Annotated in this window: 25 protein-coding genes; 10 read left to right on the forward strand and 15 right to left on the reverse strand. The window is 69.3% G+C overall.

Translation table 11 applies throughout. The features are described 5' to 3' along the window. Positions 1–59: 59 nt before the first annotated feature. The 3 genes from DDF67_RS01655 to groES all read right to left on the reverse strand — a co-directional run bounded on the left by DDF67_RS01655 (position 60) and on the right by groES (position 2,540). Entirely contained in the window at positions 60–371 is a 312-nt protein-coding gene (locus DDF67_RS01655) for a hypothetical protein (RefSeq protein ID WP_109099230.1), read from the reverse strand. A 171-nt stretch (positions 372–542) separates the two neighbouring features. Continuing rightward, complete coding sequence (groL, locus tag DDF67_RS01660) at positions 543–2,186, reverse strand: chaperonin GroEL (protein WP_109099231.1); 1,644 nt, start codon at positions 2,184–2,186, stop codon at positions 543–545. Between the two features lie 63 nt (positions 2,187–2,249). Next, positions 2,250–2,540, reverse strand: a complete 291-nt coding sequence (groES, locus tag DDF67_RS01665) for a co-chaperone GroES (RefSeq protein WP_058347663.1) — start codon at positions 2,538–2,540, stop codon at positions 2,250–2,252. Positions 2,541–2,742: 202 nt separating this feature from the next. On the opposite strand from groES, the gene DDF67_RS01670 reads away from it, so the two are divergent. The 3 genes from DDF67_RS01670 to DDF67_RS01680 all read left to right on the forward strand — a co-directional run bounded on the left by DDF67_RS01670 (position 2,743) and on the right by DDF67_RS01680 (position 4,405). Beyond that, a complete protein-coding gene (locus tag DDF67_RS01670) occupies positions 2,743–3,126 on the forward strand; it encodes a VOC family protein (RefSeq protein ID WP_109099232.1) in 384 nt (127 codons plus the stop codon). A gap of 16 nt (positions 3,127–3,142) precedes the next feature. After that, entirely contained in the window at positions 3,143–3,580 is a 438-nt protein-coding gene (locus DDF67_RS01675; RefSeq protein ID WP_109099233.1) for a DUF4345 family protein, read from the forward strand. A gap of 66 nt (positions 3,581–3,646) precedes the next feature. Then, positions 3,647–4,405 carry a TlpA disulfide reductase family protein gene (locus DDF67_RS01680; RefSeq protein WP_146197928.1) on the forward strand — a complete coding sequence of 253 codons (759 nt, stop codon included), beginning with the start codon at positions 3,647–3,649 and terminating at the stop codon, positions 4,403–4,405. On the opposite strand, the gene DDF67_RS01685 is transcribed toward DDF67_RS01680, so the two are convergent. Then, positions 4,373–4,900: a methylated-DNA--[protein]-cysteine S-methyltransferase gene (locus tag DDF67_RS01685; protein ID WP_199229114.1), complete on the reverse strand. Its 528-nt coding sequence runs from the start codon at positions 4,898–4,900 to the stop codon at positions 4,373–4,375. The two genes, DDF67_RS01680 and DDF67_RS01685, sit on opposite strands and share 33 nt — an antisense overlap. 302 nt (positions 4,901–5,202) lie before the next feature. On the opposite strand from DDF67_RS01685, the gene DDF67_RS01690 reads away from it, so the two are divergent. Next, complete coding sequence (locus tag DDF67_RS01690; RefSeq protein ID WP_109099235.1) at positions 5,203–6,240, forward strand: hypothetical protein; 1,038 nt, start codon at positions 5,203–5,205, stop codon at positions 6,238–6,240. 79 nt (positions 6,241–6,319) lie between these two features. After that, positions 6,320–7,402, forward strand: coding sequence for a S1C family serine protease (locus DDF67_RS01695; protein ID WP_109099236.1), 1,083 nt, complete (start codon positions 6,320–6,322; stop codon positions 7,400–7,402). Positions 7,403–7,414: 12 nt separating this feature from the next. Here DDF67_RS01695 and DDF67_RS01700 read toward each other — a convergent pair whose 3' ends face one another. Both DDF67_RS01700 and DDF67_RS01705 read right to left on the reverse strand, forming a co-directional pair. Next, entirely contained in the window at positions 7,415–8,380 is a 966-nt protein-coding gene (locus tag DDF67_RS01700) for a TraB/GumN family protein (protein WP_109099237.1), read from the reverse strand. Between the two features lie 27 nt (positions 8,381–8,407). Further along, entirely contained in the window at positions 8,408–9,406 is a 999-nt protein-coding gene (locus DDF67_RS01705; RefSeq protein WP_233247500.1) for a TraB/GumN family protein, read from the reverse strand. A 145-nt stretch (positions 9,407–9,551) separates the two neighbouring features. Between DDF67_RS01705 and mutL the strand changes: the two genes are divergently transcribed. Next, positions 9,552–11,495: a DNA mismatch repair endonuclease MutL gene (gene mutL, locus DDF67_RS01710; RefSeq protein WP_109099238.1), complete on the forward strand. Its 1,944-nt coding sequence runs from the start codon at positions 9,552–9,554 to the stop codon at positions 11,493–11,495. A 249-nt stretch (positions 11,496–11,744) separates the two neighbouring features. Then, complete coding sequence (locus DDF67_RS01715) at positions 11,745–12,146, forward strand: VOC family protein (RefSeq protein ID WP_109099239.1); 402 nt, start codon at positions 11,745–11,747, stop codon at positions 12,144–12,146. An 11-nt stretch (positions 12,147–12,157) separates the two neighbouring features. On the opposite strand, the gene DDF67_RS01720 is transcribed toward DDF67_RS01715, so the two are convergent. From DDF67_RS01720 to DDF67_RS01730, 3 genes are all read right to left on the reverse strand, one after another. Further along, positions 12,158–13,354: a hypothetical protein gene (locus DDF67_RS01720; RefSeq protein WP_109099240.1), complete on the reverse strand. Its 1,197-nt coding sequence runs from the start codon at positions 13,352–13,354 to the stop codon at positions 12,158–12,160. Between the two features lie 83 nt (positions 13,355–13,437). Further along, positions 13,438–14,703, reverse strand: a complete 1,266-nt coding sequence (locus DDF67_RS01725) for a hypothetical protein (protein ID WP_109099241.1) — start codon at positions 14,701–14,703, stop codon at positions 13,438–13,440. Between the two features lie 156 nt (positions 14,704–14,859). Further along, the gene (locus DDF67_RS01730; protein WP_109099242.1) at positions 14,860–15,450 is read right to left on the reverse strand and encodes a GNAT family N-acetyltransferase; all 591 of its coding nucleotides are present in this window, start codon (positions 15,448–15,450) and stop codon (positions 14,860–14,862) included. A 167-nt stretch (positions 15,451–15,617) separates the two neighbouring features. Here DDF67_RS01730 and DDF67_RS01735 point away from each other — a divergent pair, with 167 nt between their 5' ends. Continuing rightward, on the forward strand, positions 15,618–16,922 hold the full coding sequence (locus tag DDF67_RS01735; protein WP_109099243.1) for an acyl-CoA dehydrogenase family protein: 1,305 nt from the start codon (positions 15,618–15,620) through the stop codon (positions 16,920–16,922). A 105-nt stretch (positions 16,923–17,027) separates the two neighbouring features. Then, a complete protein-coding gene (locus tag DDF67_RS01740; protein ID WP_109099244.1) occupies positions 17,028–18,221 on the forward strand; it encodes an FG-GAP-like repeat-containing protein in 1,194 nt (397 codons plus the stop codon). Position 18,222: 1 nt separating this feature from the next. Here DDF67_RS01740 and DDF67_RS01745 read toward each other — a convergent pair whose 3' ends face one another. From DDF67_RS01745 to DDF67_RS01755, 3 genes are all read right to left on the reverse strand, one after another. Beyond that, complete coding sequence (locus DDF67_RS01745) at positions 18,223–19,164, reverse strand: bifunctional riboflavin kinase/FAD synthetase (RefSeq protein WP_109099276.1); 942 nt, start codon at positions 19,162–19,164, stop codon at positions 18,223–18,225. Between the two features lie 14 nt (positions 19,165–19,178). Further along, the gene (locus DDF67_RS01750; protein ID WP_109099245.1) at positions 19,179–19,598 is read right to left on the reverse strand and encodes a MaoC family dehydratase; all 420 of its coding nucleotides are present in this window, start codon (positions 19,596–19,598) and stop codon (positions 19,179–19,181) included. Positions 19,599–19,660: 62 nt separating this feature from the next. Next, positions 19,661–20,521: a TIGR01459 family HAD-type hydrolase gene (locus DDF67_RS01755; RefSeq protein ID WP_109099246.1), complete on the reverse strand. Its 861-nt coding sequence runs from the start codon at positions 20,519–20,521 to the stop codon at positions 19,661–19,663. A 293-nt stretch (positions 20,522–20,814) separates the two neighbouring features. Between DDF67_RS01755 and DDF67_RS01760 the strand changes: the two genes are divergently transcribed. Beyond that, positions 20,815–21,894 (forward strand): YadA-like family protein, encoded by a 1,080-nt coding sequence (locus DDF67_RS01760; RefSeq protein ID WP_109099247.1) that lies wholly within the window; start codon positions 20,815–20,817, stop codon positions 21,892–21,894. Positions 21,895–21,956: 62 nt separating this feature from the next. Here DDF67_RS01760 and DDF67_RS01765 read toward each other — a convergent pair whose 3' ends face one another. The 3 genes from DDF67_RS01765 to tipF form a co-directional block, all read right to left on the reverse strand. Next, entirely contained in the window at positions 21,957–22,643 is a 687-nt protein-coding gene (locus DDF67_RS01765) for a 2OG-Fe(II) oxygenase (RefSeq protein ID WP_109099248.1), read from the reverse strand. Continuing rightward, positions 22,640–23,362, reverse strand: a complete 723-nt coding sequence (locus DDF67_RS01770; protein ID WP_109099249.1) for a methylated-DNA--[protein]-cysteine S-methyltransferase — start codon at positions 23,360–23,362, stop codon at positions 22,640–22,642. Before DDF67_RS01770 ends, DDF67_RS01765 begins: the two co-directional genes overlap by 4 nt. A 135-nt stretch (positions 23,363–23,497) precedes the next feature. Next, a complete protein-coding gene (tipF, locus tag DDF67_RS01775) occupies positions 23,498–24,763 on the reverse strand; it encodes a flagella assembly cyclic-di-GMP phosphodiesterase TipF (RefSeq protein ID WP_109099250.1) in 1,266 nt (421 codons plus the stop codon). Positions 24,764–24,853 lie beyond the last annotated feature (90 nt).

A 24,853-nucleotide genomic window follows, 5' to 3' on the forward strand; every position in this document is an offset into this window, starting at 1 on the left:
CTCATCGGACCCTTCCCCCTCCGGCCCTTCGGGCCACCTCCCCCTTCAGGGGGAGGATCTCAGAACAGCCACCTGCGGGGATACTTGTCGCCTAGCGCCCGAGCCTCGCCGGTCTTAAGGCCAAGCTCGCGCATGCGGTAGGCCAGCAGCGGATGCATGGCGTCGACCGGTTCGCGGCCGTCGACGGGACTGGAGGCGATCGTGCCGGCCTGCTGGGCCAGGTCGACGGCCGCCCACTCGGCCAGGGCCCGGTCGGCCTTGCCGACGGCGAAGTAGTGCGCGACGGGCGTGCGCTCGCCGGGAACCTCGACCATCACGGCGATCACCCAGCCCTGGGGGATCATGTCGGCGTCGGGGCGTTGGCGGAACATGGGCCGGATGTAGCCGGGAAGGGCGCAAAGAAAAAGGGCGGAGCCTCGCGGCCCCGCCCTTCTCATTCAGTCTGGATGACCGGACTTCTAAATTAGAAGTCCATGTCGCCGCTCGGGATCGGCGTGCCGATCCCGATCTCTTTCGAGGATGGGCGACTTTATGGATTTCTCTTAGAAATCCATGTCGCCCATGCCGCCCGGCATGCCGCCCGGAGCGGCGACGCCGCCGCCCTTCTTGGGGGCTTCGACGATGGCGGCTTCCGTGGTGATCAGCAGGCCGGCCACCGAAGCGGCGTTCTGCAGGGCGGTGCGAACCACCTTGGCCGGGTCGATGACGCCGTCCACCACCAGGTCGACATACTGTTCGCTCTGGGCGTTGAAGCCGAACGAGCTGGTGTCGTTTTCCAGGATCTTGCCGACCACGATCGAACCTTCGACGCCGGCGTTCTCGGCGATCTGACGGATCGGAGCCTGCAGGGCGCGACGGACGATGGCGATGCCAGCGGTCTGGTCGTCGTTGTCGCCGGTCACGCCGGCCAGGGCCTTCGACGCCTTCAGCAGGGCGGTGCCGCCGCCGGGAACGATGCCTTCATCGGCGGCCGCGCGGGTCGCGTTGAGGGCGTCGTCGACGCGGTCCTTCTTTTCCTTCACTTCGACTTCGGTCGAGCCGCCGACGCGGATGACCGCGACGCCGCCGGCCAGCTTGGCCAGACGCTCTTGCAGCTTTTCCTTGTCGTAGTCCGAGGTGGTGTCCTCGATCTGGCGCTTGATCTGGGCGATGCGGGCTTCGATCGATTCCTTCTCACCGACGCCGTCCACGATGGTGGTGTCGTCCTTGGTGATCTGGATCTTCTTGGCGCGGCCCAGCATGTCGAGCGAGACGTTCTCGAGCTTGATGCCGAGGTCTTCGCTGACGACTTGGGCGCCGGTCAGGATCGCGATGTCTTCCAGCATGGCCTTGCGGCGGTCGCCGAAGCCCGGAGCCTTGACGGCGGCGACGCGCAGGCCGCCACGCAGCTTGTTGACGACCAGCGTGGCCAGGGCCTCGCCTTCGACGTCTTCAGCGATGATGACCAGCGGGCGGCCCGACTGGACGACGGCTTCCAGCACCGGCAGCAGCGGCTGCAGCGACGACAGCTTCTTTTCGAACAGGAGGATCAGCGGCTCTTCGAGCTGAACTTCCATCTTGTCGGCGTTGGTGATGAAGTACGGCGACAGGTAGCCGCGGTCGAACTGCATGCCTTCGACGACGTCGAGTTCGGTCTCGGCGGTCTTGGCTTCTTCGACGGTGATGACGCCTTCGTTGCCGACCTTGTCCATGGCCTTGGCGATCATCTCGCCAACTTCCTTGTCGCCGTTGGCCGAGATGGTGCCGACCTGGGCGATTTCAGCGTTGGTCGTGACCTTCTTCGACGACGACTTGATGTCTTCGACGGCGATCAGGACGGCCTTGTCGATGCCGCGCTTCAGGTCCATCGGGTTCATGCCGGCGGCGACCGACTTGAGGCCTTCCTGGACGATGGCTTGAGCCAGCACGGTGGCGGTGGTGGTGCCGTCGCCGGCCTTGTCGTTGGTCTTCGACGCCACTTCGCGGATCATCTGCGCGCCGAGGTTCTCGAACTTGTCCGACAGTTCGATTTCCTTGGCGACCGAGACGCCGTCCTTGGTGGTGCGCGGAGCGCCGAACGACTTTTCGATGACCACGTTGCGGCCCTTCGGACCGAGGGTCACCTTCACGGCGTTGGCGAGAACGTTGACGCCGCGCAGCATCTTGTCGCGCGCGTCGGAGCCGAAATAAACGTCTTTAGCGGCCATGTTGGGCGCCTTTCTAATCTTGGGAATTTCGGAGGAAGAAAGCGGTCGGGAGGGGGAAGCCGATTAGGCTTCGACCACGCCCAGGACGTCGCTTTCCTTCATGATCAGGAGGTCCTGACCGTCGACCTTCACTTCGGTGCCCGACCACTTGCCGAACAGGATGCGATCGCCGGCCTTCAGGTCGAGAGCGACGATGTCGCCCTTGTCGTTGCGAGCGCCCGGGCCCACGGCGACGACTTCACCTTCCTGGGGCTTTTCCTTGGCGGTGTCGGGGATGATGATCCCGCCCTTGGTCTTGGTTTCTTCTTCGACGCGCTTCACGAGGACGCGGTCGCCCAGGGGACGAAACTTCATGTGTCTTCTCCGTCGGAACGGTTTCTGTAAAAGGCTTCGTAGGCCGTGGGAGCGTCGCTGTTAGCAGTCGCTCCCACCGAGTGCCAACGCCGGTCACGAGTTAGGCGCCGCCCCCTGGGGAGTCAAGGACGGCGACCGCGAAGTTTTTGCGATCAAGGTGAATGGCAGGGTGAACGGCGGGCGTTGCAGGGAGGAGTTCTCGATGTTCGACCACATAGGGTTCGACGTCGCCGATTTCGAGCGGTCGGCGGCTTTTTACGACGCGGCCCTGGCGCCGCTCGGGATCAAGCGCCTCTACGCCGTGCCAAAGGAATATACCGGCGGCGTCGACGTGGTCGGCTACGGCGCGCAGCGGCCGCAGTTCTGGATCTCGGGCGGCGGCGGAACCAGCGGCAAGCTGCATGTCTGCTTCGCCGCCGAGAGCCGGGCGCAGGTCGACGCGTTCTACGAGGCGGCCCTGAAGGCCGGCGGCCGCGACAACGGTCCGCCCGGACTTCGCCCTCATTACCACGAACACTACTATGGCGGTTTCGTGCTGGACCCGGACAGGTTCAACGTCGAGGCCGTCCACCACGCCCCCGCCTGAGACCCCGGAGAGCCGAATGTCGAGCTACGCCCTGTCGCTGATCCTGGCCGTGATCGCTTGCGTCATCGGCGGGGTATTGGGCGGGCTGGTGCTGGCGCGGCCGGACGCGATGCTGGGCCTGGCGGGGCTGAAGAGCGAGCAGGAGGGCGGCAGCAACGCCGCCCTGACCGAGGGGCGCGCCTTCGGCGGCCTGCTGATCGCCTCGCACGGCGCCGCGGCCCTGTTCCTGGGGTGGCAGTCCAGCGCAGGGGCGGCCATGGCGCTGGTGCTGTCCGTCGCCTGGTTCGGGGCGGCGTTCGGACGGCTGGTCTCGATGATGCTGCAGAAGGCCGGCGGGCGCTTCAACTACGGCAGCGTGGTGCTGAACCTGCTGATGGGGATCACCCTGGCCCTGCCGTTCTTCAACCAGGGCGCCCTGCCGCTGCACCGCATCGGCGGCAGCATGCTGGTCTGAAGCTTCGCCGCAAAAGCGCCGCCATTCCACCTGAGATTGCGTCATGGGGCAGAAGCGGAGAGCGGGATGGCGACGTGGACGAGGCGTGGGGCGATAGCCGGCGCAGCGGCGATGACGAGCCTGTCGGCCGGCGCGGCCGCGGCGCAGACGCGGGTTCCGGTGCTGGGCGAACCGGCCAAGGCGCTCGACACGCCGGCCCTGCGCGGCAACCGCATGGCCCGGGCGTTCCGCGAGCCGCCGGCAGGGCTGAAGATCCCGGCGGTGCAGGTCGAGCGCCGCGAAGGCGTTGCGCCCCTGAAGCTGCAGCCGGGCCTCACCCTGGTCTCGCTGTGGGCGCCCTGGTGCGCGCCGTGCCTGCATGAGCTGGGCGACCTGGCCAGGCTGCAGGAGAAGTTCGGCGGCCCGCGCTTGCGCATCCTGCCGATCCTGACCGCCCCGCGCGAGCCCATCACGGCGGCCGAGACCGGCTTCCTGCTCAAGAAGCACAAGGCGGGCGTGTTCTCGCCGGTGATCGACCGCGGCGCCGACTCCAAGGGCCTGTTCCTGGCGCTGAGCGTGCGCGACACGCCCAACGGTCCGGCGCGGCCGGGCCTGCCGTGCAACCTGCTGGTCTCCGCCGACGGGGCCGTGCTGGCCCGCCAGTTCGGCGCGCCGATGGCCGGCAGGGTCCAGGGCACGGGCGAGGGCGGCAAGGTGACGCCCGCCGACGTCGCCAAGATCGGCACCCTGTGGGCCACCTCCGACGGCGAGGCGCTGATGAACGCCCTGGCGAAGGGCGAGATCGCTGGCGGTTCACCCGCGCGGCCGCGCGCCCTCGTGAGCTAGCAGCCAGGCCTTGCGCTCGATCCCGCCGCCGTAGCCGGTCAGGGCGCCGTCCGTCCCGACCAGCCGGTGGCAGGGCACGACGATGCTGAGCGGGTTGGCGCCGTTGGCCGCGCCGACGGCCCGCACCGCCGCCGGCTTGCCGATGCGCGCCGCCAGGGCCGCGTAGGTCTGGGTAGTTCCTGGCGCGACCCCGCCCAGGGCGCGCCACACCGCCTGCTGGAAGGCTGTGCCGCCGGTGGTCCAGGGGATCGTCGCGATCGCGGCGAGGTCGCCCTCGAAATAGGCGACGAGCGCGGCGCGGGTGGCCGCGGGCGCCGCGCCGGCCTCCAGCGTCGCCTCGCCGTAGTGCAGCCGCAGCAGGCGCAGCATTCTCGCCTCGTAGTCGTGGAAGTCCGCCGCCCGCAGCCGGCCCTCGGCGTCGACGACCAGCAGCAGCTCGCCGATCGGGCTGGGCGCACGGTCTAGGATCAGGCGGGCGGGGGCGATGGTCGGCATGGCGACACTATGCGTTGGGCGTCTTTCGTTGTCCGCCCGTTTCTTGCGGGCGTGGTGATTACTGTCCAATTCGCCTTTTGGATGTGAATATGACCGCTTTCGAAAGAGTTGTAATGTCGACATATCGTTTGAAGGATTTGTCGTGTCTATGACTTAAGTGAACTTGGCCGTACAAGGTGCGACATTATGCGCACGAAAACTGGGCGAATACATGCCGGTTAACGACCGATTCGCCATGGCGATTATGATCTCAGCAACCGCGTTCGCCGACCAATAGGCCCGCAGTCGGGAGGCCTTTGGGCATGGCGTGGAACAAGCATTGGATGGTGGCGGGCGCGGCGGTAGCCGTCCTGGCCATGGGCGGACTGGCGAGCGCGCGCCAGGAACGTGAAGCGCCGGGCGTAAGCCTGGCCGGAGAGGTCGTGGCCGCGGCCAGCGCCTTCGAGACCTACACCCGCGGGGCGGGCTCGATCTCGCCGGCCGTTTTCACCAACGGCGAGGGCGTGGCCAGGGCGCTGGTCGCCGGCGCGGCCTACAAGGCCGAACAGCTTGAGGCCGGCATGATCGCCTACGGCGCCATCGCGGCGCTGCAGGAGCCGGCCTTCATCGACGGCGTGCGCCAGGCGGCCCGCCAGACCTCGCGAGAGGCGCTGGTCGAGCGGCTGCTGGCTTCGCCCGAGAGCGTGGTCGAGATCGAGGGCGTCGGCCTGGCCGCCGCCCGGGCCCAACTGGCCCTGCAGGGCCGTGGCGCGCCGCTGGCCGTCGCCGGCCGGGCCGTCAAGCAGTCGGCCTACGATATCCAGCGCGAGACCTGGTCGAAGGCCGCCGTGGCCGACAACGTCGGGCGCCTGGCGCGGGTCAAGCAGCTGTCGGCCACGGCGTTCGCGCCGGGCCAGGACGACGCCGGACGCCTGATCCAGGCGGCCACGGGCGCGGGCGGCGGCTTCGCCGAGGGCGGCCGGGTGTTCACGCCGGTGACGGTGCGCTCGGCGGCCCTGGCGGCCCTGGCCGTGCTGGACGCCGCCGGCGACGCTGACGTGCCCCGCCTGGCCCCGGTGCTGGGCGAGAAGAAGACGAACTTCTGCATGAAGATCGCCAAGCTGAACCTCTACCAGTGTCTGGCCGTCGCCGGTCCGCACTATGAGGACGTCTTCTGCCTGGGCCAGCACGCGATGATCGACACGGCCCAGTGCGTCAACGACGCGGCGGGGACCAACCTGTCCTCGCCGGCGGTCGCGCCGCCTTCGCCGCCGCCCCGGCCGGCAGGCTTCGTGATCCCGGTGGCCAGCGCCGCGCCCAGCGCCATCGCCCCGACGACCTTGGCTCAAGCCCCGCAATGAGCCGGGCTTGATCGGCGCGCGCCGCCGTCGTTAACCTTCACCCCCGGCGGTTGCCGCCAGTTACCGTCGGGGGGCGGGGATGAAGGGGCGCAAGTACGAGCTGTTCGCCAGGGCCAGGCGCCCGCGTCCGCTGCGGGCGCGCGAGATCTTGGCCTGGCCCGCCGAGGCCCAGTTCGTGTTCGACGCGGGAAGCGGCCCGCCGGCCGCGCCGTCGCGCATCGACGACGGCGACCTGCTGGACGCCTATTCCAACGCCGTGGTCCGCGCCGTCGAGACGGTGGGGCCGAGCGTCCTGCGCATCCATCCCATGCTGGACGACGCCAATGTGCAGGGCGTCGGCTCGGGCTTTGTGGTGGCCGAGGGCGGCGTCGTGCTGACCAACAGCCACGTGGTGCAGGGCGCGCGCCGTTTCGTCCTGGTCACCGCCGAGGGCCGCAGCCTGACGGCCCGTTGCATCGGCGATGACCCCGACACCGATCTCGCCTTGCTGAAGATCGACCAGGCGGTCGACCTGCCCGTCGTGCGGCTGGGCGATTCCAAGGCGCTGCGGCGCGGCCAGCTGGTCATCGCCATCGGCGCGCCCCTGGGCTTCGAGGCCACGGTGACCACCGGGGTGGTCTCGGCGCTGGGCCGGTCCTTACGCGGCGAGCGCGGCCGGCTGATCGAGGACCTGATCCAGACCGACGCCGCCCTCAATCCCGGCAACAGCGGCGGGCCGCTGGTCGCCTCCAGCGGCGAGGTGATCGGCGTGGCCACCGCCGTCATCGCCGGCTATCCGGGCCTGTGCTTCGCGGTGGCGGCCAACACCGCCCGCTTCGTGACCGGCGAGCTTCTGGCCCATGGCCAGGTGCGCCGCGCCTCGATCGGCGTCGTCGCCCAGCAGGCCCCGCTGCCGCCGCTGCTGGCCCGCTCCACCGGCGTCACCCAGGGCTATGCGGTGTTCGTCGCCCAGGCCGATCCAGGCGGCCCGGCCGCCAGGGCCGGGGTGAGGGCGGGCGACCTCCTGGTGAAGGCCGGCGAGCGGCCGCTGACCGGCCTGGACGACCTGCTGCGGGCGCTCGACCACGCCTGCATCGACGTGGCCACCCCCTTCGTCCTGATCCGCGAGGGCCGGCTGATGACGGCGACGATCACGCCAAGGCTGCGGCGCAGGGGCGGGTAGGGGGGGCGGCGGTCAGTTGGCGCTGTCGGGCGTGGTCACCTTGAAGCCGCGCGCTCGCAGCGTGGCCAGCACCCCATCCTCGGCCACCAGGCCGCGCAGCGAAAGCACCGCCACGGCCTTGCCGGGCGTCTTCATCGCCTCGCTCACCGCGTCGACCTGGGCGGCCGACATGCGGCGGAATTCCTCGGACATGCCGGGCAGGGCCATGATGCAGCGCTGGCTCTGGCGCGGGGCGTGGACGGCGGCGCGGACGTCGCCTTGCGCCCAGGCGCGGGCGGCGGCGCGAACCGGTCCGGGCCCGGCCTCGACCTCGTCGATCACGCCCTCCAGGCAGATCAGCCCCGCTTCCTCGGAATGCCGCTTCACCACGGCCTTGATCATCGGCACGGCCTTGTAGACGGCGACCGGGCGAGACTTGACCTTGTGCTTGCGGGCCAGCCTGCCGATCGTCTTTTCGGGCTCCTCGCTGGTCAGGCCGCTGCGCCTGACGGCGTGGCCGGCCAGCATCAGGCCCGCGCCCAGCGGCTTCCAGTCCTTCCAGCCGTCGTCCTTGCGGCCCGTCGCCGCCCAGGCCCTGGCCAGGCGCGGGGCAAGATCCGGGGCGACCTGGTCTAGCGGACGGTCGGCCTTGAGCTTGCTGCGCATCGAAAGCAGGGCGGGCAGGTCGGTGAGCCCGGCCTTGGCGACGGGCGGCGTGATCACGGCGAAGGCCCCGTCCAGTCGCCGCTCCAGCACCGAGGTGTCCCAGGTCATGCCCTTGGGCGTCGCCCCGGGTACGCCCAGGATGTAGATCGTGGTGTCGGCGTCGCTGACCTTCCACCAGGCCGGGCCAGGCAGCCTGGCGTTGACCACCAGTTCCTCGACCACGTTGGCCTCGGGGTCGTCGATCACCAGGACTTCGGGCGGCGCCTGGGCGTGGGACAAGGAGGCGGCGGCCAAGGCCGTCAGCGCGGCAAAGGCCGCCAGGCGTCTACGCATGATGATGTCCCCCTGGTCGGCGCCGGATCATTCGTCCGGGGTCGAGACTTTCAGCCCCTTGGCCCGCAGTTGGTCGAGGACGCCGTCCTGCGCCAGCAGCGAACGCAGTTCGATGACGGCGACGGCCTTTCCCGGCTTTTTCAGGGCCGCCTCGATCGCCCGGACGGCGTCGTCGCGACCCTCGCGCAGCTCGCGGGCGATGGAGGGTGTGGAGTCCAGGCAGCGCTGGAAGCCCCGATCGGCCGCCACCACGTCGCGCACCTGACCCTCGGCCCAACGGCGGGCGGTGTCCTTGATCCCGCCCTGGCCGCTTTCGGCCTGACGCAGGCCGGCGTCCAGGCACAGCGTCTGAAGGGGCTGGGGCGCGGTCGCCAGCGCCTTGATGGAATCGACCAGGCTGTAGCCGGGCAGGTTCTGGATGCGCGGGCGCTTGGCCAGGTCCTTGCTCCTGGCGATGTCGCGGATGCGGTCGGTGACGCCGCCCAGGCTGATCGACACGTTGCCGTCCTGGCTGCTGGCGACCATGAAGCCGGCGAAGGCGGGCTTGGTGTCGTCCATCGAATCCGGCTTCTGCTTCATGGCCTTGAGGCGGGCCTCCAACCGCGCGCGCAGCTCCGGCGACAGGGTCTGGCGCATCGGCGTGTCGGACACGAACAGCTTGCGGCCGCCCACGGCCAGGGCGATCAGGCGCACGACGCTGACGTCGGCCTCCTGGCCCATGACAAGCACGTTGGCGCCGTCGAGCCGGCGGCGCAGCACCGACTCTTCGGCCCTGGTGTCCGAGGGGACCATGGCCGGCACGCCCAGCACATAGACGGTGGTGTCGGCGTCGCTGACCTTCCACCAGGCAGGCCCCGGCAGGCGGGCGTTGACCACCAGCTCCTCGACCAGGTTCTCGTTGGGGTCGACGCGCTGCAGGTCGATCGGCCCGGAGGCGTCCACCGCCTGCTGGGCGAGGGCGGGGCCGGCGCAGAGGGCAAGCAGAAAGCCCGCGACGGCGGGGGCGGCGGTCGGGCGGCTGATCACTATCTCTCGTCCTCGGCGGGTTCGGAATCGTTCTAGGATGACGGGTCGCCGCAAGCTGAACCGTTCTCAACCGAGGCGGTCAAATTAAGTCGCCGCAATGCAGGGCTCGCCTGCGCTGCCTGTCCGCGCTGAAAGTCCGTCGTCCATGCCGATCCGCCGCCTGCCGCCCGAGACCGTCAACCGCATCGCCGCCGGCGAGGTGGTCGAGCGGCCCGCCAGCGCCATCAAGGAGCTGGTCGACAACGCCATCGACGCCGGCGCCACCCGCATCGAGGTCGAGGCCCACGGCGGCGGCCTGACGCGGATCATGGTCGCCGACGACGGCTGCGGCATGAGCGCCGAGGAGCTGCCGGTGGCCATCGAGCGTCACGCGACCTCGAAGCTGGCGCCCGACGAGGAGGGCCTCTGGGATCTCCTGCGCATCCACACCATGGGTTTCCGGGGCGAGGCCCTGCCGTCGATCGGTTCGGTGGCGCGGCTGTCGATCAGCTCGCGCGCCAAGGGCCAGCGCGAGGCCTGGTCGATCCTGGTCGAGGGCGGCGCGGTCGGCGAGGTCTCGCCCGCCGCCTTCGCCGGGGACAACGGCACGCGGATCGAGGTGCGCGACCTGTTCTACGCCACGCCCGCTCGCCTGAAGTTCATGAAGTCCGAGCGCGCCGAGGCCCAGGCGATCACCGAGGAGCTGAAGCGCCAGGCCATGGCCCACGAGTCGGTGGGCTTCTCGCTCGACATCGACGGCCGCCGCATCCTGCGCCTGCCGCCCGAGCATCCGGGTCCGCAAGGGCGCCTGGCGCGCCTGGCCGCCGTGCTGGGCCGCGACTTCCAGGACAACGCCCTGGAGATCGATCAGCTTCGCGACGGCGTGCGGCTGTCCGGGTTCGCGGGGCTTCCGACCTACAATCGCGGCAACGCCGCCCACCAGTACCTGTTCGTCAACGACCGTCCGGTGCGCGACCGCCTGCTGCAGGGCGCCCTGCGCGCGGCCTATGCCGACTTCCTGGCCCGCGACCGCCACCCCAGCGCGGCGCTCTACGTCACGCTGGATCCGACCGAGGTCGACATCAACGTCCACCCGGCGAAAGCCGAGGTGCGCTTCCGCGACCCGTCGCTGGTGCGCGGCCTGATCGTCGGGGCCCTGCGCCACGCCCTGGCCGGCGCCGGTCACCGCGCCTCGACCACCACGGCAGCCCAGGCGCTGGACAGCATCCGGCCGCAGAGCGTGTTCCCCGGTTATCAGCCGGGGCCGTCTCCCACCGGCTTCTCGGCCTGGCGCGAGGGCGGCTGGACGCCGCCGACCCAGCGTCCGATGGACCTGCCGGGCCTGTCGGACGTCTCGGCCCGCCACGAGGCGCGGCCGGAAGAGGCCTATCAGACGCTTGGAGGCCTGGCGGGCGGTCTGGGCGTCGCCGAGGCGGTGCGCGAGGCGGCCTATGGCGGCTACGACGCAGCGCCCAACGTGGCCTATCCCGGTCACGACGCCCAGCCGACCCAGCCGTTCGACCCGATCGACTTTCCGCTGGGCGCGGCCCGGGCCCAGGTGCACGAGACCTACATCGTCTCCCAGACCCGCGACGGCGTCGTCATCGTCGACCAGCACGCCGCCCACGAGCGCCTCGTCTACGAGCGCATGAAGCACGAGATGGAAGCCGGCGGCGTGGCCCGCCAGGCCCTGCTGCTGCCCGAGGTGGTCGAGCTGGACCCGGCCGAGGCCGAGCGGGTCGTGGCCCGCGCCGAGGAGCTGTCGGCCCTGGGTCTGGTGCTGGAGGGCTTCGGTCCCGGCGCGGTGCTGGTGCGCGAGACGCCGGCCCTGCTGGGCAAGACCGACGCGGCGGGCTTGGTGCGCGACATCGCCGACGATCTGGCCGAGAACGGCCAGGCCCTGGCCCTGAAGGAGCGGCTGGAGGAGGTCTGCTCGACCATGGCCTGTCACGGCAGCGTCCGCGCCGGCCGCCGCCTGGCCGCCGCCGAGATGAACGCCCTGCTGCGCGAGATGGAGGCCACGCCCCATTCGGGCCAGTGCAACCACGGCCGTCCCACCTATGTGGAGCTGAAGCTGTCGGACATCGAGAAGCTGTTCGGCCGTCGCTAGCAGATCCTCCCCCTGAAGGGGGAGGTGTCGGCGAAGCCGACGGAGGGGGACGTGATTGCTCCCGTCTGTGGCCACGCTGAGTTCAGGAGATACTTCCCCCTCCGGCCCTTCGGGCCACCTCCCCCTTCCGGGGGAGGATCTCGCGCGCATGGGCCTGCTGACAGGCCGTGGCGAGGCCTCCTGTAGCCAAGCGGAGCCGAACCGGCTTTCCGCCCGGGCGTTCTGTCGCCCGATCACAGGAGATCTCCCATGCAATTGCACCGCGGCCGAATGATCGACCACATCCAACTGCGGGCCAGGGATCTGGACGCTACCAAGCGCTTCTACAAGGCGGTGCTTGAGGTGATCGGCGTCGACTACGACGACCAGCCCGACCACCTGTCGGCCGACGAACTGTGGATCGATGCGGGCGAGCCGGCGACGCATATCCACCTGGCCTTCCAGGCCAAGGATCGGGAGATGGTCCAGCGTTTCTACGACGCGGGCCTGGCCGCTGGCGGCCGCGACAACGGCGGGCCGGGCGAGCGGGAATATCATCCCGACTATTACGCCGCCTTCCTGCTGGATCCCGACGGCAACAACATCGAGGCGGTGTTCCACGGCCCGCATGAGCGTTCGGCCGACAGCGTGGTTCTGACCTGGGACGAATAGGACCTACGGTTCTAGGCCGCGTCGGCCGCCGTCCAGCCGTAGAGCGGAAGCTGGCCCTTGGCGTAGGGGCTGACGCTGACCGGCGTCTCCAGCAGGTCGGTGACCATCGGGCCGCTGACGAACGGGGCGCCCTGGTCGAGGGCGGCCAGCAGTTCGCGCGGACTGCGCAGGTCGCTGACCCCCTGCCAGACCTGGCGGCGGCGATAGGCCGGGGCGTCTTTCAGGAAGCGGCCGATGGCGGCTATGCGGCTGGCCTCGGCGTCGCCATCGGGGGTGAAGGTGACGCTGGCGGCCAGGCCGGGCGCCAGGTCGTCGACCTTGAAGGCCGGGTCGCTGATGCGCAGGTCCACGCGGCTGAAATAGGGATCCAGGAAGGCTTTCATCTGACCCAGCGCCACGAAGGAGGGGGCGCGCGGCACGCCGTAGACGCCCGCCGCCAGCCGGCCGCGCAGGTCGCGGGGCAGGGTGCGCAGGCAGGTCTCCAGCTCGGCGCGTAGCGAGGGTTTCAAGGCCGAGGAGAAACCGATCGGCAGGTAGGTGACGCCGCAGTTGGGACCGATGGCCGCGATCGCCGCTTTCAGGATCGCCAGGTCGTGCTGCTGGCGCTGGCCGTCGACATAGAACTCGTAGGGGCGGCCGGCCTGGCCGGCCTCGCGCCAGACGCCGACATTGCCGACGAACAGTTCGCGGCCGGCATGATAGACGCCGCGCCACGACACCCGGGCCGGCGGCGGGCGCGGGCACAGGCGGGCCAGGGCCTCCATGGTGGGTACGCCGGTGATCGGGCCGCCCGTGGGCATGACCGAGCGCACGTCGCGCGGGGTGATGCGGCAGACCCGCCCGGCCAGGGAGGCGTCCTCCTCCCCGGCCAGCAGCAAGGAGAGCTGGCGGGGCGGCAGGCCGGCGAAGCGCATGACCTCGTGCTGGTCGCCCTCGAACATCAGCATGACGATCTCGCCGTCGTCGTCGTCGCCGAACAGCCTGTGCTGCAGCGCCCGGGCCAGGGCCTGCAGCTCACGGGCGTCCAGCCGGGTGGCGCGCGGATCGGCCAGCACGAACGAGAACGGCGCGACGAGGCCATGGCGGCGCGGCGCAAGCCAGGCGGCCTTGAGGTAGTCGCCGGCGATCTTGGCGATCAGGGCTGCGTTACGCTCGGTCTCGGCGGGGTCTTCGCCGACGAAGACTTTCAGGCAGGCGATGGCGGTCATGCCGCCCAGGTTGCGCGCGGGTGGTTAGCGCGCGTTATAGGTCGGGTGCGACCCAGCGTCGCAAACGCTGGTTTCCGAGCTTGTCACGCTGCTTCGAGAGGCAGCGCGTCGGCCGGATTGGCGCCCAGGGCCGGCGGCTTGTCGAGCAGGGCGCTGACAGCCGGGCCGCTGACATAGGGCAGGCCCGCGGCGCGGCAGGCGTCCAGCTCCTTGGCCGAGCGCACGCCCAGCACGCCCTGGTGGACGCCTTTGGCGCGATAGACCGACTGGCGCGAGGCGAACAGGGCGATGGCCTTGATCCGCTCGGCGTCCGGCTCGTCGCGCAGTTCCAGCGAGATGCTGGAGGCGATGTCGCCCGGCAGGGTGTTCACCGGGAAATTCGGGTCGGAGATGCAGAGGTCGATATAGGCGAAGGAGCCGTGCAGGAAGGCGCGGATCTGCTGCAACAGGCCCATCGAGGGCTCGCGCGGGGTGTCGTAGACGGTGGCTCCCAGGCGCGGCTGCAAGTCGAGCGGATAGCGCGACAGGCGGCGCTTGTAGGCCTCCTGCGAGGCCGGCGTCGTCAGGTTCCAGAAGCTGAGCGGCAGGAACAGGGCGCCTTCGCCGGTCTTGACGGTCGGGAAGCCGAACTGGGCGTCGTTGAGGCCGGTGAGGTCGCGGGCCAGCAGCTCGGCGTCCTCTTCCGGGCGTGGCGCGGAAAGGTCGGCCCTGTGGCCCAGGACGGCGCCGACGACGCACTCGGTGGGCAGGTGATAGACGGCGCGCCAGCCGGTTGTCAGCGGCGCGGCTGGCTTTGGCGGCGCGGCGGTCGTGATCGGACGGACCGGCGCTGCGGGTTTGGACGGGGCGGGCTTGGCCTTGGGCGTGGTCTCGATCGGGGCGGTGGTCGCCGCGGGCCTGGCTTGCGGGGCTGGCGCGGTCTCGGGTGGCGCGCTGGGGACGGCGCGAATCTCTTCGGCGGTGATCACCTGCACGTGGCCCGGGGCCCCGGAATAGCCGCGGCCGGCCATCAGCCCGGCCAGCTCGGCCTGCGACAGGCTGGCGAACTGCAGCACCGCGTTCTCGTCGCCCTCGAAGGTCATCAGGCACACCTGACCGCTCTTGCGGCCCGGGAACAGCGAGGTCTCCAGCTCGATCGCCAGGGCCTGCATCTCCTCGGGATTCAGCGTCTCGGCCTTGGTGTCGGCCAGCACGAAGGCCAGGGGCGCGACCACGCCGTAGCGGCGCGGATGCTTCCAGCGATGCTTGAGATAGAGGTCGGCCGCCGCCTCGACATGGGCGGGGGGAACGCTGGCGTTCGCCGCCTCCGCGGCGGTAAGCAGGATACGCAGGCAGGCAATGGCCGTCATGGTCGGCAATCTGACCGCCAATGCTTGGCGAAATCCTTACGAGAGAAGGATAACGGCGGTTTTTTATGTATTGCCCAGGTATAGGTGCGGCAGGGTGTCGCAATCGCTTTCGCCTATGGCGCGCGCGACACCCGCCTTTGCCGTCCAGCGTGAGCTTTAAACGAAGTCTTCGCTGAGGCGGAACTCCAGGCGCTGCTTGACGCCCGGCCAGTCGAAATCGGTGATCGAGAACACGGCGGTGTCGCGCACGTGGCCGGTCCAGGTGATCTTGTGGCTGCGCAGAACGCCTTCCTTGCTGGCGCCCAGCTTCTCGACCGCGGCCTGGCTGCGGGCGTTGCGCACGTCGATCATGAACTCGACCCGGATGACGCCGGCGTCGAAGGCGTGGCCCAGCAGCAGGCGCTTGGATTCAGGGTTCACCGGGCCCGAGCGGGCGTCGGGGTGCAGGAAGGTCGAACCGATCTCCAGGCCTTTGTGCAGGCGGCGGATGTTCAGGTAGCTGGAGGTGCCGACGATCTTGCCGTCCGACTTGCGGCGGATGGCGAAGCCGACGCGCTCGCCGCGGTCGCTCTCGCCCAGCAGCGCGCCCCACCAGTCCTCGAAGCCCTCGCCGCATCCGTTGACCGACATGATCTCCCAGCTTTCGGGATCGCAGTCGATGGCGCCGCGCAGCTCGTCACGCAGGTCGGGGGTGATCGGTTCCAGCCGGACGTAGCGGCCTTCGAGGGGCTTGATGGTCAGGTTCATGACCGGTGTTTTCCGCCAGGACCGGGCGGCTGGCAAGCCGTCAGGCGGTCAGTCGGGCTCGCGACGACGCGAACGTTCAAACCGCCCGCAACGCCCGCTTGCCGCGCCCGTCAACTCGGTGCTACACATGCTTCAAACAAGTGTTTGAACCAGGGATCGGGAACGTCATGGACTTCGACATATCGCCCCGCCAGCGGGAATTCCTCGACCGGGTGAACGCCTTCATCGAGGCGCACGTGCGTCCGGCGATCCCCGTCTACGAAGCCGAGATGGATGTTCCCGCCGACCAGCGCTGGAAGGTGGTCCAGGTGCTGGAGGAGCTGAAGGCCAAGGCCAAGGCGCAGGGGCTGTGGAATTTCTTCATGCCGCCCCACAGCGGCCAGGTTCACGTCGACGACACGTTCCAGTTCGAGGGCGTGCAGCTGACAAACCTCGAATACAGCCTGATCGCCGAACAACTGGGCAAGATCGGTTTCGCGTCCGAGGTCTTCAACTGCTCGGCGCCCGACACCGGCAACATGGAAGTGCTGATGCGCTACGGCACGCTTGCGCAGAAGGAGCGCTGGCTGCGGCCGCTGATGAACGGCCAGATTCGCTCGGCCTTCCTGATGACCGAGCCGGCGGTGGCCAGCTCCGACGCCACCAACATCGAGACCCGCATCGAGCGCGACGGCGACGATTACGTCATCAATGGCCGCAAGTGGTGGTCCTCGGGCGTGGGCGATCCGCGCTGCAAGGTCGCCATCGTCATGGGCAAGACCGATCCGTCCGCCTCGACCCACCAGCAGCAGAGCCAGGTGCTGGTGCCGCTGGACGCGCCGGGCATAGAGGTGGTGCGCATGCTGCCGGTGTTCGGCTACGACGACGCCCCGCACGGCCACGCCGAGGTGATCCTCAAGGACGTGCGCGTGCCGGTCGAGGACGGGCTGATCCTCGGCGAAGGCCGCGGCTTCGAAATCGCGCAAGGCCGCCTTGGCCCCGGCCGCATCCACCACTGCATGCGCACGATCGGGGCTGCGGAAGTGGCACTGGAGAAGATGGTCAAGCGCCTGATGACCCGAAAAGCCTTCGGCAAGTACATCTCCGAGCACTCGGTGTGGGAGCAGCGCATCGCCGAGGCCCGCATCGACATCGAGATGTGCCGCCTCTTGTGCCTGAAGGCCGCCGACATGATGGACAAGGCCGGCAACAAGGCCGCCCGTCTCGAGATCGCGATGATCAAGGTCGCCGCTCCGCGCATCGCCCTGAAGGTGATCGACGACGCTATCCAGGCTCACGGCGGCGGCGGCGTCACTACCGACTTCGGCCTGGCCAAGCTCTATGCCGGCATCCGCACCCTGCGCCTGGCCGACGGCCCCGACGAGGTGCACTGCCGCACCATCGCCCGCATGGAGTACGCCAAGTACGGCGACCTGGCCTACGCCCAGAAGGCCGAGCGCGAGGCGGCCCTGCACGTTCCCGGAATCCGCTGACCTTCTTCTTGGGGAAGGGGCCGGGGCTCCTTCCCCAAGGGTTGACGAGCTTTGCCGTTGCAGCTTATCGGCGATGCGGGGAAAGTTGCGTCAGTCGAGGGTGTCATGGGGCGTTCGGTCAGGGGTTTGGCTGCGGTGGTGCTGCTGTGCGCCGGCGTGGCGAGTTCGGCTTTCGCCGAGACGAAGACCTACCGCTACGATGTGCATGGTCGTCTGGTCGAAGTCGTCGGCTCTGACGGAATCCGCTCGTCCTACGCCTACGATGCGGCCGGCAATCGCACCTCCATGACCCGCGAGACTGGCGCTTCGTCGCTGGCGACCGCCGATTTCGCCGCCACGCGTGGCTATGGCGACCAGAACGTCCATCCGCGCTTTCTGGCCGACGTCAACGGCGACGGCCGCAAAGACATGGTCGCGGTCGGCAACGAGGCCGTCTATGTCGCCCTGGCCAATGCCGACGGGACCTTCGCGACGACCATCGTCGGCGCTATCCAGTTCACCGCGGGGCAGAGCTGGGCGAACAACAACCTCACGCCGCGCGCTGTCGCCGACGTCAACGGTGACGGCCGCGCCGACATGATCGGCTTTGCCTCCGACGCGGTCTATGTAGCCCTGGGTCAGGCCAATGGCACGTTCGGCGCCGTCTTCAAGGCGATCGACGGCTACGGCGTCACCGTCGGAGGCTGGACGAACCAGGACGCGGTTCCCCGGTTGGTCGGCGACGTCAATGGCGATGGCCGCGCCGACATCGTCGGCTTCGCCTACGGCTCTGTTCAGGTCGCGCTTGGGCAGGCGAACGGGACCTTCGCCGCGCCCTTCGAGGCGACGCAGGAATTCGTCTATGCCGCCACCTGGGGCAGCATGAATGTCGTTCCGCGCGTGCTGGCCGACGTGAACGGCGATGGCCGCGCCGACATCGTCGGCTTCGCGTCGGACGGGGTCATCGTGGCTCTGGCCCAGCCGGGCGGCACATTCGCGCCGGGCGTCTGGGCGACCGTCGCGTTCGGGGTCCATGCCGGTAGCTGGACCAGCCAGGAAGCCTATCCGCGCTTCGTCGCAGACGTGAACGGCGACGGTCGCGCCGACGTCGTCGGCTTCGGGATCGCAGCCGTCTATATCGCGCTGGGCCAAGCCAACGGCACGTTCGGCGCCATGACCTCGCACACGTCGTCGTTCATTGAGGCCTGGGGCGGCCAGGCCGCGCGCCCGCGCCTGGTCGGCGACACCAATGGCGACGGCCGGGCCGATCTGCTGGCTGTCGGCGCCGACGGCGTCTACCGCCAGCCTTCGCCGTTCTAGGTCAGAACCCTGGCGCGACGATGGCCCGGGCCTGGGTCTCGTCGCAACGGATCTGCTCGATCATCAGTTCGATGCTCTCGAACTTCAGTTCGGGGCGCAGGAAGGCGATCAGCTGGGTCTCGATGACCTGGCCGTAGAGGTCTTCATCGAAGTCGAACAGCCAGGTCTCCAGCCGGGTCTCGACCTCGCCCGTGGTCGGGTTGTTGCCCAGGTTGGCGACGCCCGGGATCACCCGGCCATCGGGCAGGCGGGTGCGGGTGGCGTAGACGCCCAGCTTGGGCACCACGTAGTCGACGATCTCGACATTGGCGGTGGGGAAGCCCAGTTGGCGGCCCAGTTGCTGGCCCCGGCGCACCACGCCCTCGATGGCGAAGGGGCGGCCCAGGATCCGGGCGGCTTCTTCCGGCTTGCCGGCCCGCAGGGCCTCGCGCACGCCGGTGGACGAGAACTTCTCGCCGTCGCGGTTGGCCACCGGCTCGGCCACCGACACCGAGAAGCCCAGCTCCTCGCCATAGGCCTTCATCGCCTGCGGGCTGCCGGTGCGGCCCTTGCCGAACGAGATGTCGAAGCCGACGGCTACGTGCCTGATCCCCAGGCCCTGGTGCAGGACGCGCTCTGCAAAAGCGCGGTCGTCCAGGGTGGCCATCTCGAAGTCGAACGGCAGCAGGTAGAGAAAATCCACGCCCAGTCCGCTCAGCAGGCGGGCCTGCTGCTCGATGGTCATCAGCCGGAAGGCCGGCTCGGTGGGGCGGAACAGGCGGCGCGGGTGCGGGTCGAAGGTGACCACGCCCAGGGGAACCTTCAGCTCGCGCGCGGCCTTGGCGGCCTCGGCGATCACTTGCTGGTGGCCCCGATGGACGCCGTCGAAATTGCCCAGCGCCACGGCCGCGCCCTTCTCGTCGGGCGCGACGTCCTTCCAGCCGTGGACGATCTTCAGGCGCACGCGCGAATCCATGCTCACGCGCCCTTCCTGGGCACGAGGACCACGGCCTCGCCGTCGACCACGGCCTTCCTGCCGACGATGCAGGTGGTTGACAGGGTCACGCGGCCCTTGGCCTCGTCGATGGCCGTGACCGCCACCTTGACCACCACGGTGTCGCCGATGCGCACCGGCCGCTTGAAGTTCAACGACTGCGAAAGATAGACCGCGCCGGGACCGGGCAGGGTGGTGCCCAGCGCCGCCGAGATGTAGCCGGCCGACAGCATGCCGTGGGCGATGCGCTCGCCGAAGCTGGTGGTCGCGGCGTAGTCGGCGTCGAGGTGCACGGGGTTGGTGTCGCCGGTGACGTCGGCGAAGGCCTGGATGTCGGCTTCACCGACCGTGCGGCTGAACTCGGCCGCCTGGCCGACGCTCAAGTCCTCGAGAAAGAGACCCATGCGATCCCCGATCCTGCGTTCTTATTGATCTTGGACAGGCTTTGTAGCCGTTCGGCCGGTCTTCACCAGACCAGATCGGCGATGGCGTGCGCAGCGCCGACGCTTTCGGCGGCCAGCAGCTTGGCCACCGCCTCCGGGGCCAGCAGGCCGTCCGGGCCCAAAGCCTTGTCGCCATGGATGCCCTTGGCGACGAACAGGCAGGCCAGCTTCTGGTTCTCGGCGCCCAGCACGTCGGTGATGATCCCGTCGCCGATGCACAGCACGCGATCGCGATCCACCGGGCGGCCGCGCAGGCGCTCGGCCTCGGCCAGCGCCAGGTCGTAGATCGCGGCATAGGGCTTGCCGGCCATCACCACCTGGCCGCCGAGCTCTTCATAGAGGTCGGCCAGGGCGCCGGCGCAGAAGATCAGCCTGTCGCCGCGCTGCACCACCCGGTCGGGATTGGCGCAGATGAAGACCAGGCCGCGATCGGCGGCCACCTTCAGGCGGTCGCGGTAGTCCTCGGCCCTTTCGGTCTCATCGTCGAACAGGCCGGTGCAGCAGATGAAGTCGGCGTCTTCGCAGCCGGCGGCTTCCAGGCCAAGGCCCGCGTACAGCGGCTCGTCGCGCTCCGGACCGATCTTCCAGACCTTGCCCGGCGCGCGGGCGGCCAGCAGCGAGCGGGTGGCGTCGCCGCTGGTGACGAAGGCGCTCCAGGCCGAGCGCTGCACATTCAGGCCGTCCAGCTGCGCCAGCACGTCGTTCGACGGGCGGGGGGCGTTGGAGATCAGCACCACCTGGCCGTGCCCGGCGTTGAAGCGCTCCAGCGCCTCGCAGGCCTCGGGGAAATTGCGCACGCCGTTGTGGATGACGCCCCAGACGTCGCAAAGCACCACGTCGTAGCGGTCGGTCAGGGCGGAAAGGCCGGCGGGAAAGTCGATCATGGGCTGGGCGGGTACCGGGCATGTGCGGGGGCGTCAATGGCGTCGCGCCGCCCTTCCCGCGGGCGCGGCGCGACTGATCATATGGTGACGCTGCCGCGCGGGAGCAACGGGAATTGCCGACCTATCAATTGTCGACTTCCCGACATCGTGCGATTGCTTGTAACGTCGTTATATTATTTGGCATTTTTTAGTAATTTGCAGCTTAACTGTACGATAATACATACGCACTACTTCATAAAGGCAGGGGGCGGCGGAAGAATTCCGAGCCTGTGTATGTAAGTGAGTCTAGTATAGTGCGTATCATCTCCAAGAAGTCGGCTCTGTTCTGTTCGGCTATCGTCGTTTCGTTCTTCGCCGCTCAAGGCGCCTTTGCTCAAACCGCCGTCAGCAGCAACGGCACGGCCACCGCCAACGGCGGCCTGGCCACCGCGGTTGGCAACAACGCCGACGCCAGCGGCTCCTATTCGAACGCCTTCGGCGAAGGCGCCACGGCTAGCGGTTCGCACGCCCTGGCGATCGGCCACGACGCGCTCGCCAGCGGCCAGTACGCGACCCAGATCGGCTCGCACGGCACGGCCAGCGGCGATTACTCCACCGTGGTGGGCAACAGCTCTTCGGCCACGGGCTCGCGCAGCACCGTGATCGGCGCCAACACCTTGGCCTCGGGGACCAACAGCGTCGCCATCGGTTACGGTTCGACCGCCAGCGAAGCCAATGTGGTCTCGGTCGGCTCGGCCTCCCAGACCCGCCGCATCACCAACCTCGCGGACGGCGTGAACGCCACCGACGCGGCCACGGTCGGCCAGCTGCAGTCGGCGACCTCTGGTCTGCTGTCGACGGCCAACACCTACGCCGACACGCGTTCGACCCAGACCCTGACCGCCGCCAACAGCTACACCGACACCGTGGCCGCCCAGACCCTGGGCCAGGCGAGCGTCTACGCCGACGCCGTCGGCGTCCAGGCCGTTACGACCGCCAACGCCTATACCGACACGCGTTCGACCCAGACCCTGGCCGCCGCCAACAGCTACACCGACACCAAGGCGGCCCAGACCCTGGCCTCGGCCAACGCCTATACCGACTGGCGCGTGGACACCTTCACCAGCCAGTTCGACAACCGCCTGAAGAACGTCTCGGCGCGCCTCGACGGCGTCGGCGCGATGAGCTCGGCCATGGCGATGATGGCGGGCAACAACGCGGGCGCCAACGCCGGCCTGACCAACCGCCTGTCGCTGGCCGTCGGCGGCTATCGCGGCCAGGCCGCGATCGCGGCGGGCTACACCCACAGCAGCCGTGCGGCCAGCTTCAACGTCGGTTTCTCGGCCACGGGCCGCGACGTGATGAGCGGCGGCAGCTTCGGCTTCGCCTGGTAAGCGTCGAACAGACCTGACAGGCAAGACGGCCCCGGAGGCGACTCCGGGGCCGTTCTCGTATCTCAAGCCGCGTCGTGGAAGATCACGCCCAGCGTCCGGCGGGTTCCGCCGCGCACCTCGCTGACGCCGTGGCGCAGGATACGGCGGTGGACACCGCGCGTTCCCTCGGCCGGCCGTTCGCGCACGGCGAAGATCACGCCCTCGCCCTGGGCCAGGGGGACGACCTGGGCGGCCGACTGCTGGCGAGGCCGTTGCTCGACGATGACGAACTCGCCGCCCGTAAAGTCACGGCCGGGCTGGTCCAGCAGGAAGGCCGCCTGCAACGGGAACACGTGCTCGCCGTAGAGATCCTGGTGCAGGCAGTTGTAGTCGCCGGGGCCGTAGGTCAGCAGCAGCGGCGTCGGCCGCGTCTGGCCCGCCGCGTGGCAGCGCTCCAGCATGCCATCCAGCGCCTGCGGAAAGCGCCGCTCTTCGCCCAGTCGCGCCATCCACCCGTTGGCGATGGCGGCCAGCGGCGGATAGAGCCCGGCCCGCAGCCTCTGCACCGTCTCGGGCAAGGGATAGGCGAAATACTTGTATTCGCCGCGCCCGAAGCCGTGGCGGGCCATGACCACCCGGCTTCGGAACGGCGCCTCCTCGGCATAGAGATCCGTCGCCCTGGCGCAGGTCTCCGGCGTCAGCACGGGACCAGTCAGGGCCCAGCCCCGGGCGTCGAGTTCGGCGGCGATGCGGGTCCAGTCCAGGTTCAAGCGGCGCGCTCCCGGGCCAGCAGGGCGCGCTTGCGCTCCACGCCCCAGCGATAGCCGGAGAGGCCGCCGTCCGAACGCACCACGCGGTGGCAGGGCGTCAGCACGGCGACGGGATTGGCGCCGCAGGCCCGGGCCACGGCGCGCACGGCCTGGGGCCGGCCGATGGCCTGGGCGACCTTGGCGTAGGAGGCGGTGGATCCGGCGGGAATCTCGCGCAGGGCCTTCCAGACCGCGCGCTGCAGGTCGGTGCCGCGCTCGTCCAGCGGCAGCGCCGCGGGGTGGCCGCCGTCGATGGCTGCGGCCAGGGCGGCGAGGGCGGGCGCGGCGACGGCGTCGTCTTCCTGCAGCCGGGCGCGGGGGAAGCGGGCGGCCAGATCCTCGCGCATTTCGACGCGGTCCGATCCCATGATCAGCAGGGCCAAGCCCGCCTCCGAGATCGCCGCCAGCGCCAGGCCCAACGGCGTGTCGCCAAAGCCGTAGGCCAGGGTCTCGATGGGCTCGTCGGGACGGCAGCGCAGGCAGGCGCGCAGGCCCGCGGCGCGGGCGGCTTCTCGGGTTTCGTAGAAGGCGACGTTGCGGCGCAGGGGACGGCCCGCGCAGCTGGGGCGGCAATAGACGCCCGTGGTGCGCACGCCGCAGAAGAAGGCGCCGTCGGCGGCGCGGTCGCGGTGCTCGACGGCGGCCCAGCGGTCATCGTCGCTCAGGAAGCTGGTGGTCATGTCGGTCTCCTTTCGGATCTGCCGACAGGATCGCGCCGTCGTCGCCGCGCGTCATTCCGATGCTTGCGGTCAAACGAAAACCGCCGCCGGACGCCAAGTCCCGGCGGCGGTCGAAATCTCAGAACCCGAAGAAGCCTACCAGTTGGCGGCGCGGCGGCGCAGCGGGGCCTGGACGAAGTCGGCGGGCGGATCGGTCTCGGCCAGCACCGCGTCGCGGATCGCGCGCGGTTCGCCGAAGAGGTGGCCCTGGCCATAGCCGATGTCGAGATCGAGGATCTCGGCGATCTGGCGTTCACCCTCGACCTTCTCGGCGATCACCTCGACGCCGTAGCGGCGCATCAGGGCGGCGAAGTCGGCGGCGTTCAGGTCGGGCAGGGAGCTCAACACCAGCTTGCCGTCCAGCTCTTCCAACTGCTCCAGGATCATCTGGGCGCCGACCTTGACGTACTTGACGTCGGCGCGGGCCAGGTCCTGGAAGTCGAGGTCCAGGTCCACGACCTTGTCGAGGCTGAACTGGAAGCCCAGGCTGGCCAGGCGTGCCATGTGGCGGGCCTCCACCGGGCCGCGCTGGTTGAAGGCGGTCTGGCCCAGTTCGAAGATCAGCGAGCCGGCCAAGTCCTTGTTGCCCTGCAGGAACTCGAGGAACTGCGGGAAGAAGGTCTCGTCGGCCAGGCTGGCCAGCGAGATGTTGCAGAAGATCCCGACCTTGCGGTCCTGCTTGGCCAGGCGGCGGACGATCTGCACGCAGCGGAACAGCAGCAGGTTGTCGACGGCCGTCATCAGGCCCTCGGGCTCGGCCACGGCCAGGTATTCGGCCGGCATCATCACGCGGCCGGTCTCGTCGCGCAGGCGCGAGAAGCTTTCGTAGAAGACGGTGCGGCGTTGGGGCAGGCTGACGACCGGCTGCAGATAGAGGTCGACGCGGTTTTCGGCCAGCGCGTCCTGCACGGCTTCGAGCACGGCGTTGACAGGGGCGGCGCCGCGGCCGCGGGCGTCGTGGCGGGCGGCCGCGACCTGGTGGGTCAGCTGGCTTTCCAGGCGCTCGCTCATGCGCTGCATCAGGTCTTCAAGCTGGTGGACTTCGCTGGTCAGCTCGGCCGAGCGCTTCTCGGCGTCCTCGGCGACGCTTTCGACCAGGCTGGTCATGCGCGCGTCGATCTTCTCGATCTGCTCGACCAGGATGCCGTGGGCCTCGCGCACGGTCTCGATGTCCAGCTTCAGCTGGGCGTTGTCGAACAGGTTGCTGACGATGCCGTGGAACGCGAAGCACAGGCCCAGCGACCCGATGAAGGCCGACAGGCCGACGGCAGGCGTCGCTCCCATGCGCCACAGCAGCAGGGAGACGATAAGAGCCAGGCAAAGATAGGCGCCGGTCAGTAAAGCCAGCTTGAGCCTTCGCATTTCGGGTCCCTACGAATCGCTTGCAAAAATTAATGCAACCGGAGCGGCCTTGAGTCGAATAGATTAACGCGGCTGGGCCATTACGCCGCG

The sequence above is a fragment of the Caulobacter endophyticus genome, assembly GCF_003116815.1.
Taxonomy (GTDB): Bacteria; Pseudomonadota; Alphaproteobacteria; order Caulobacterales; family Caulobacteraceae; genus Caulobacter; species Caulobacter endophyticus.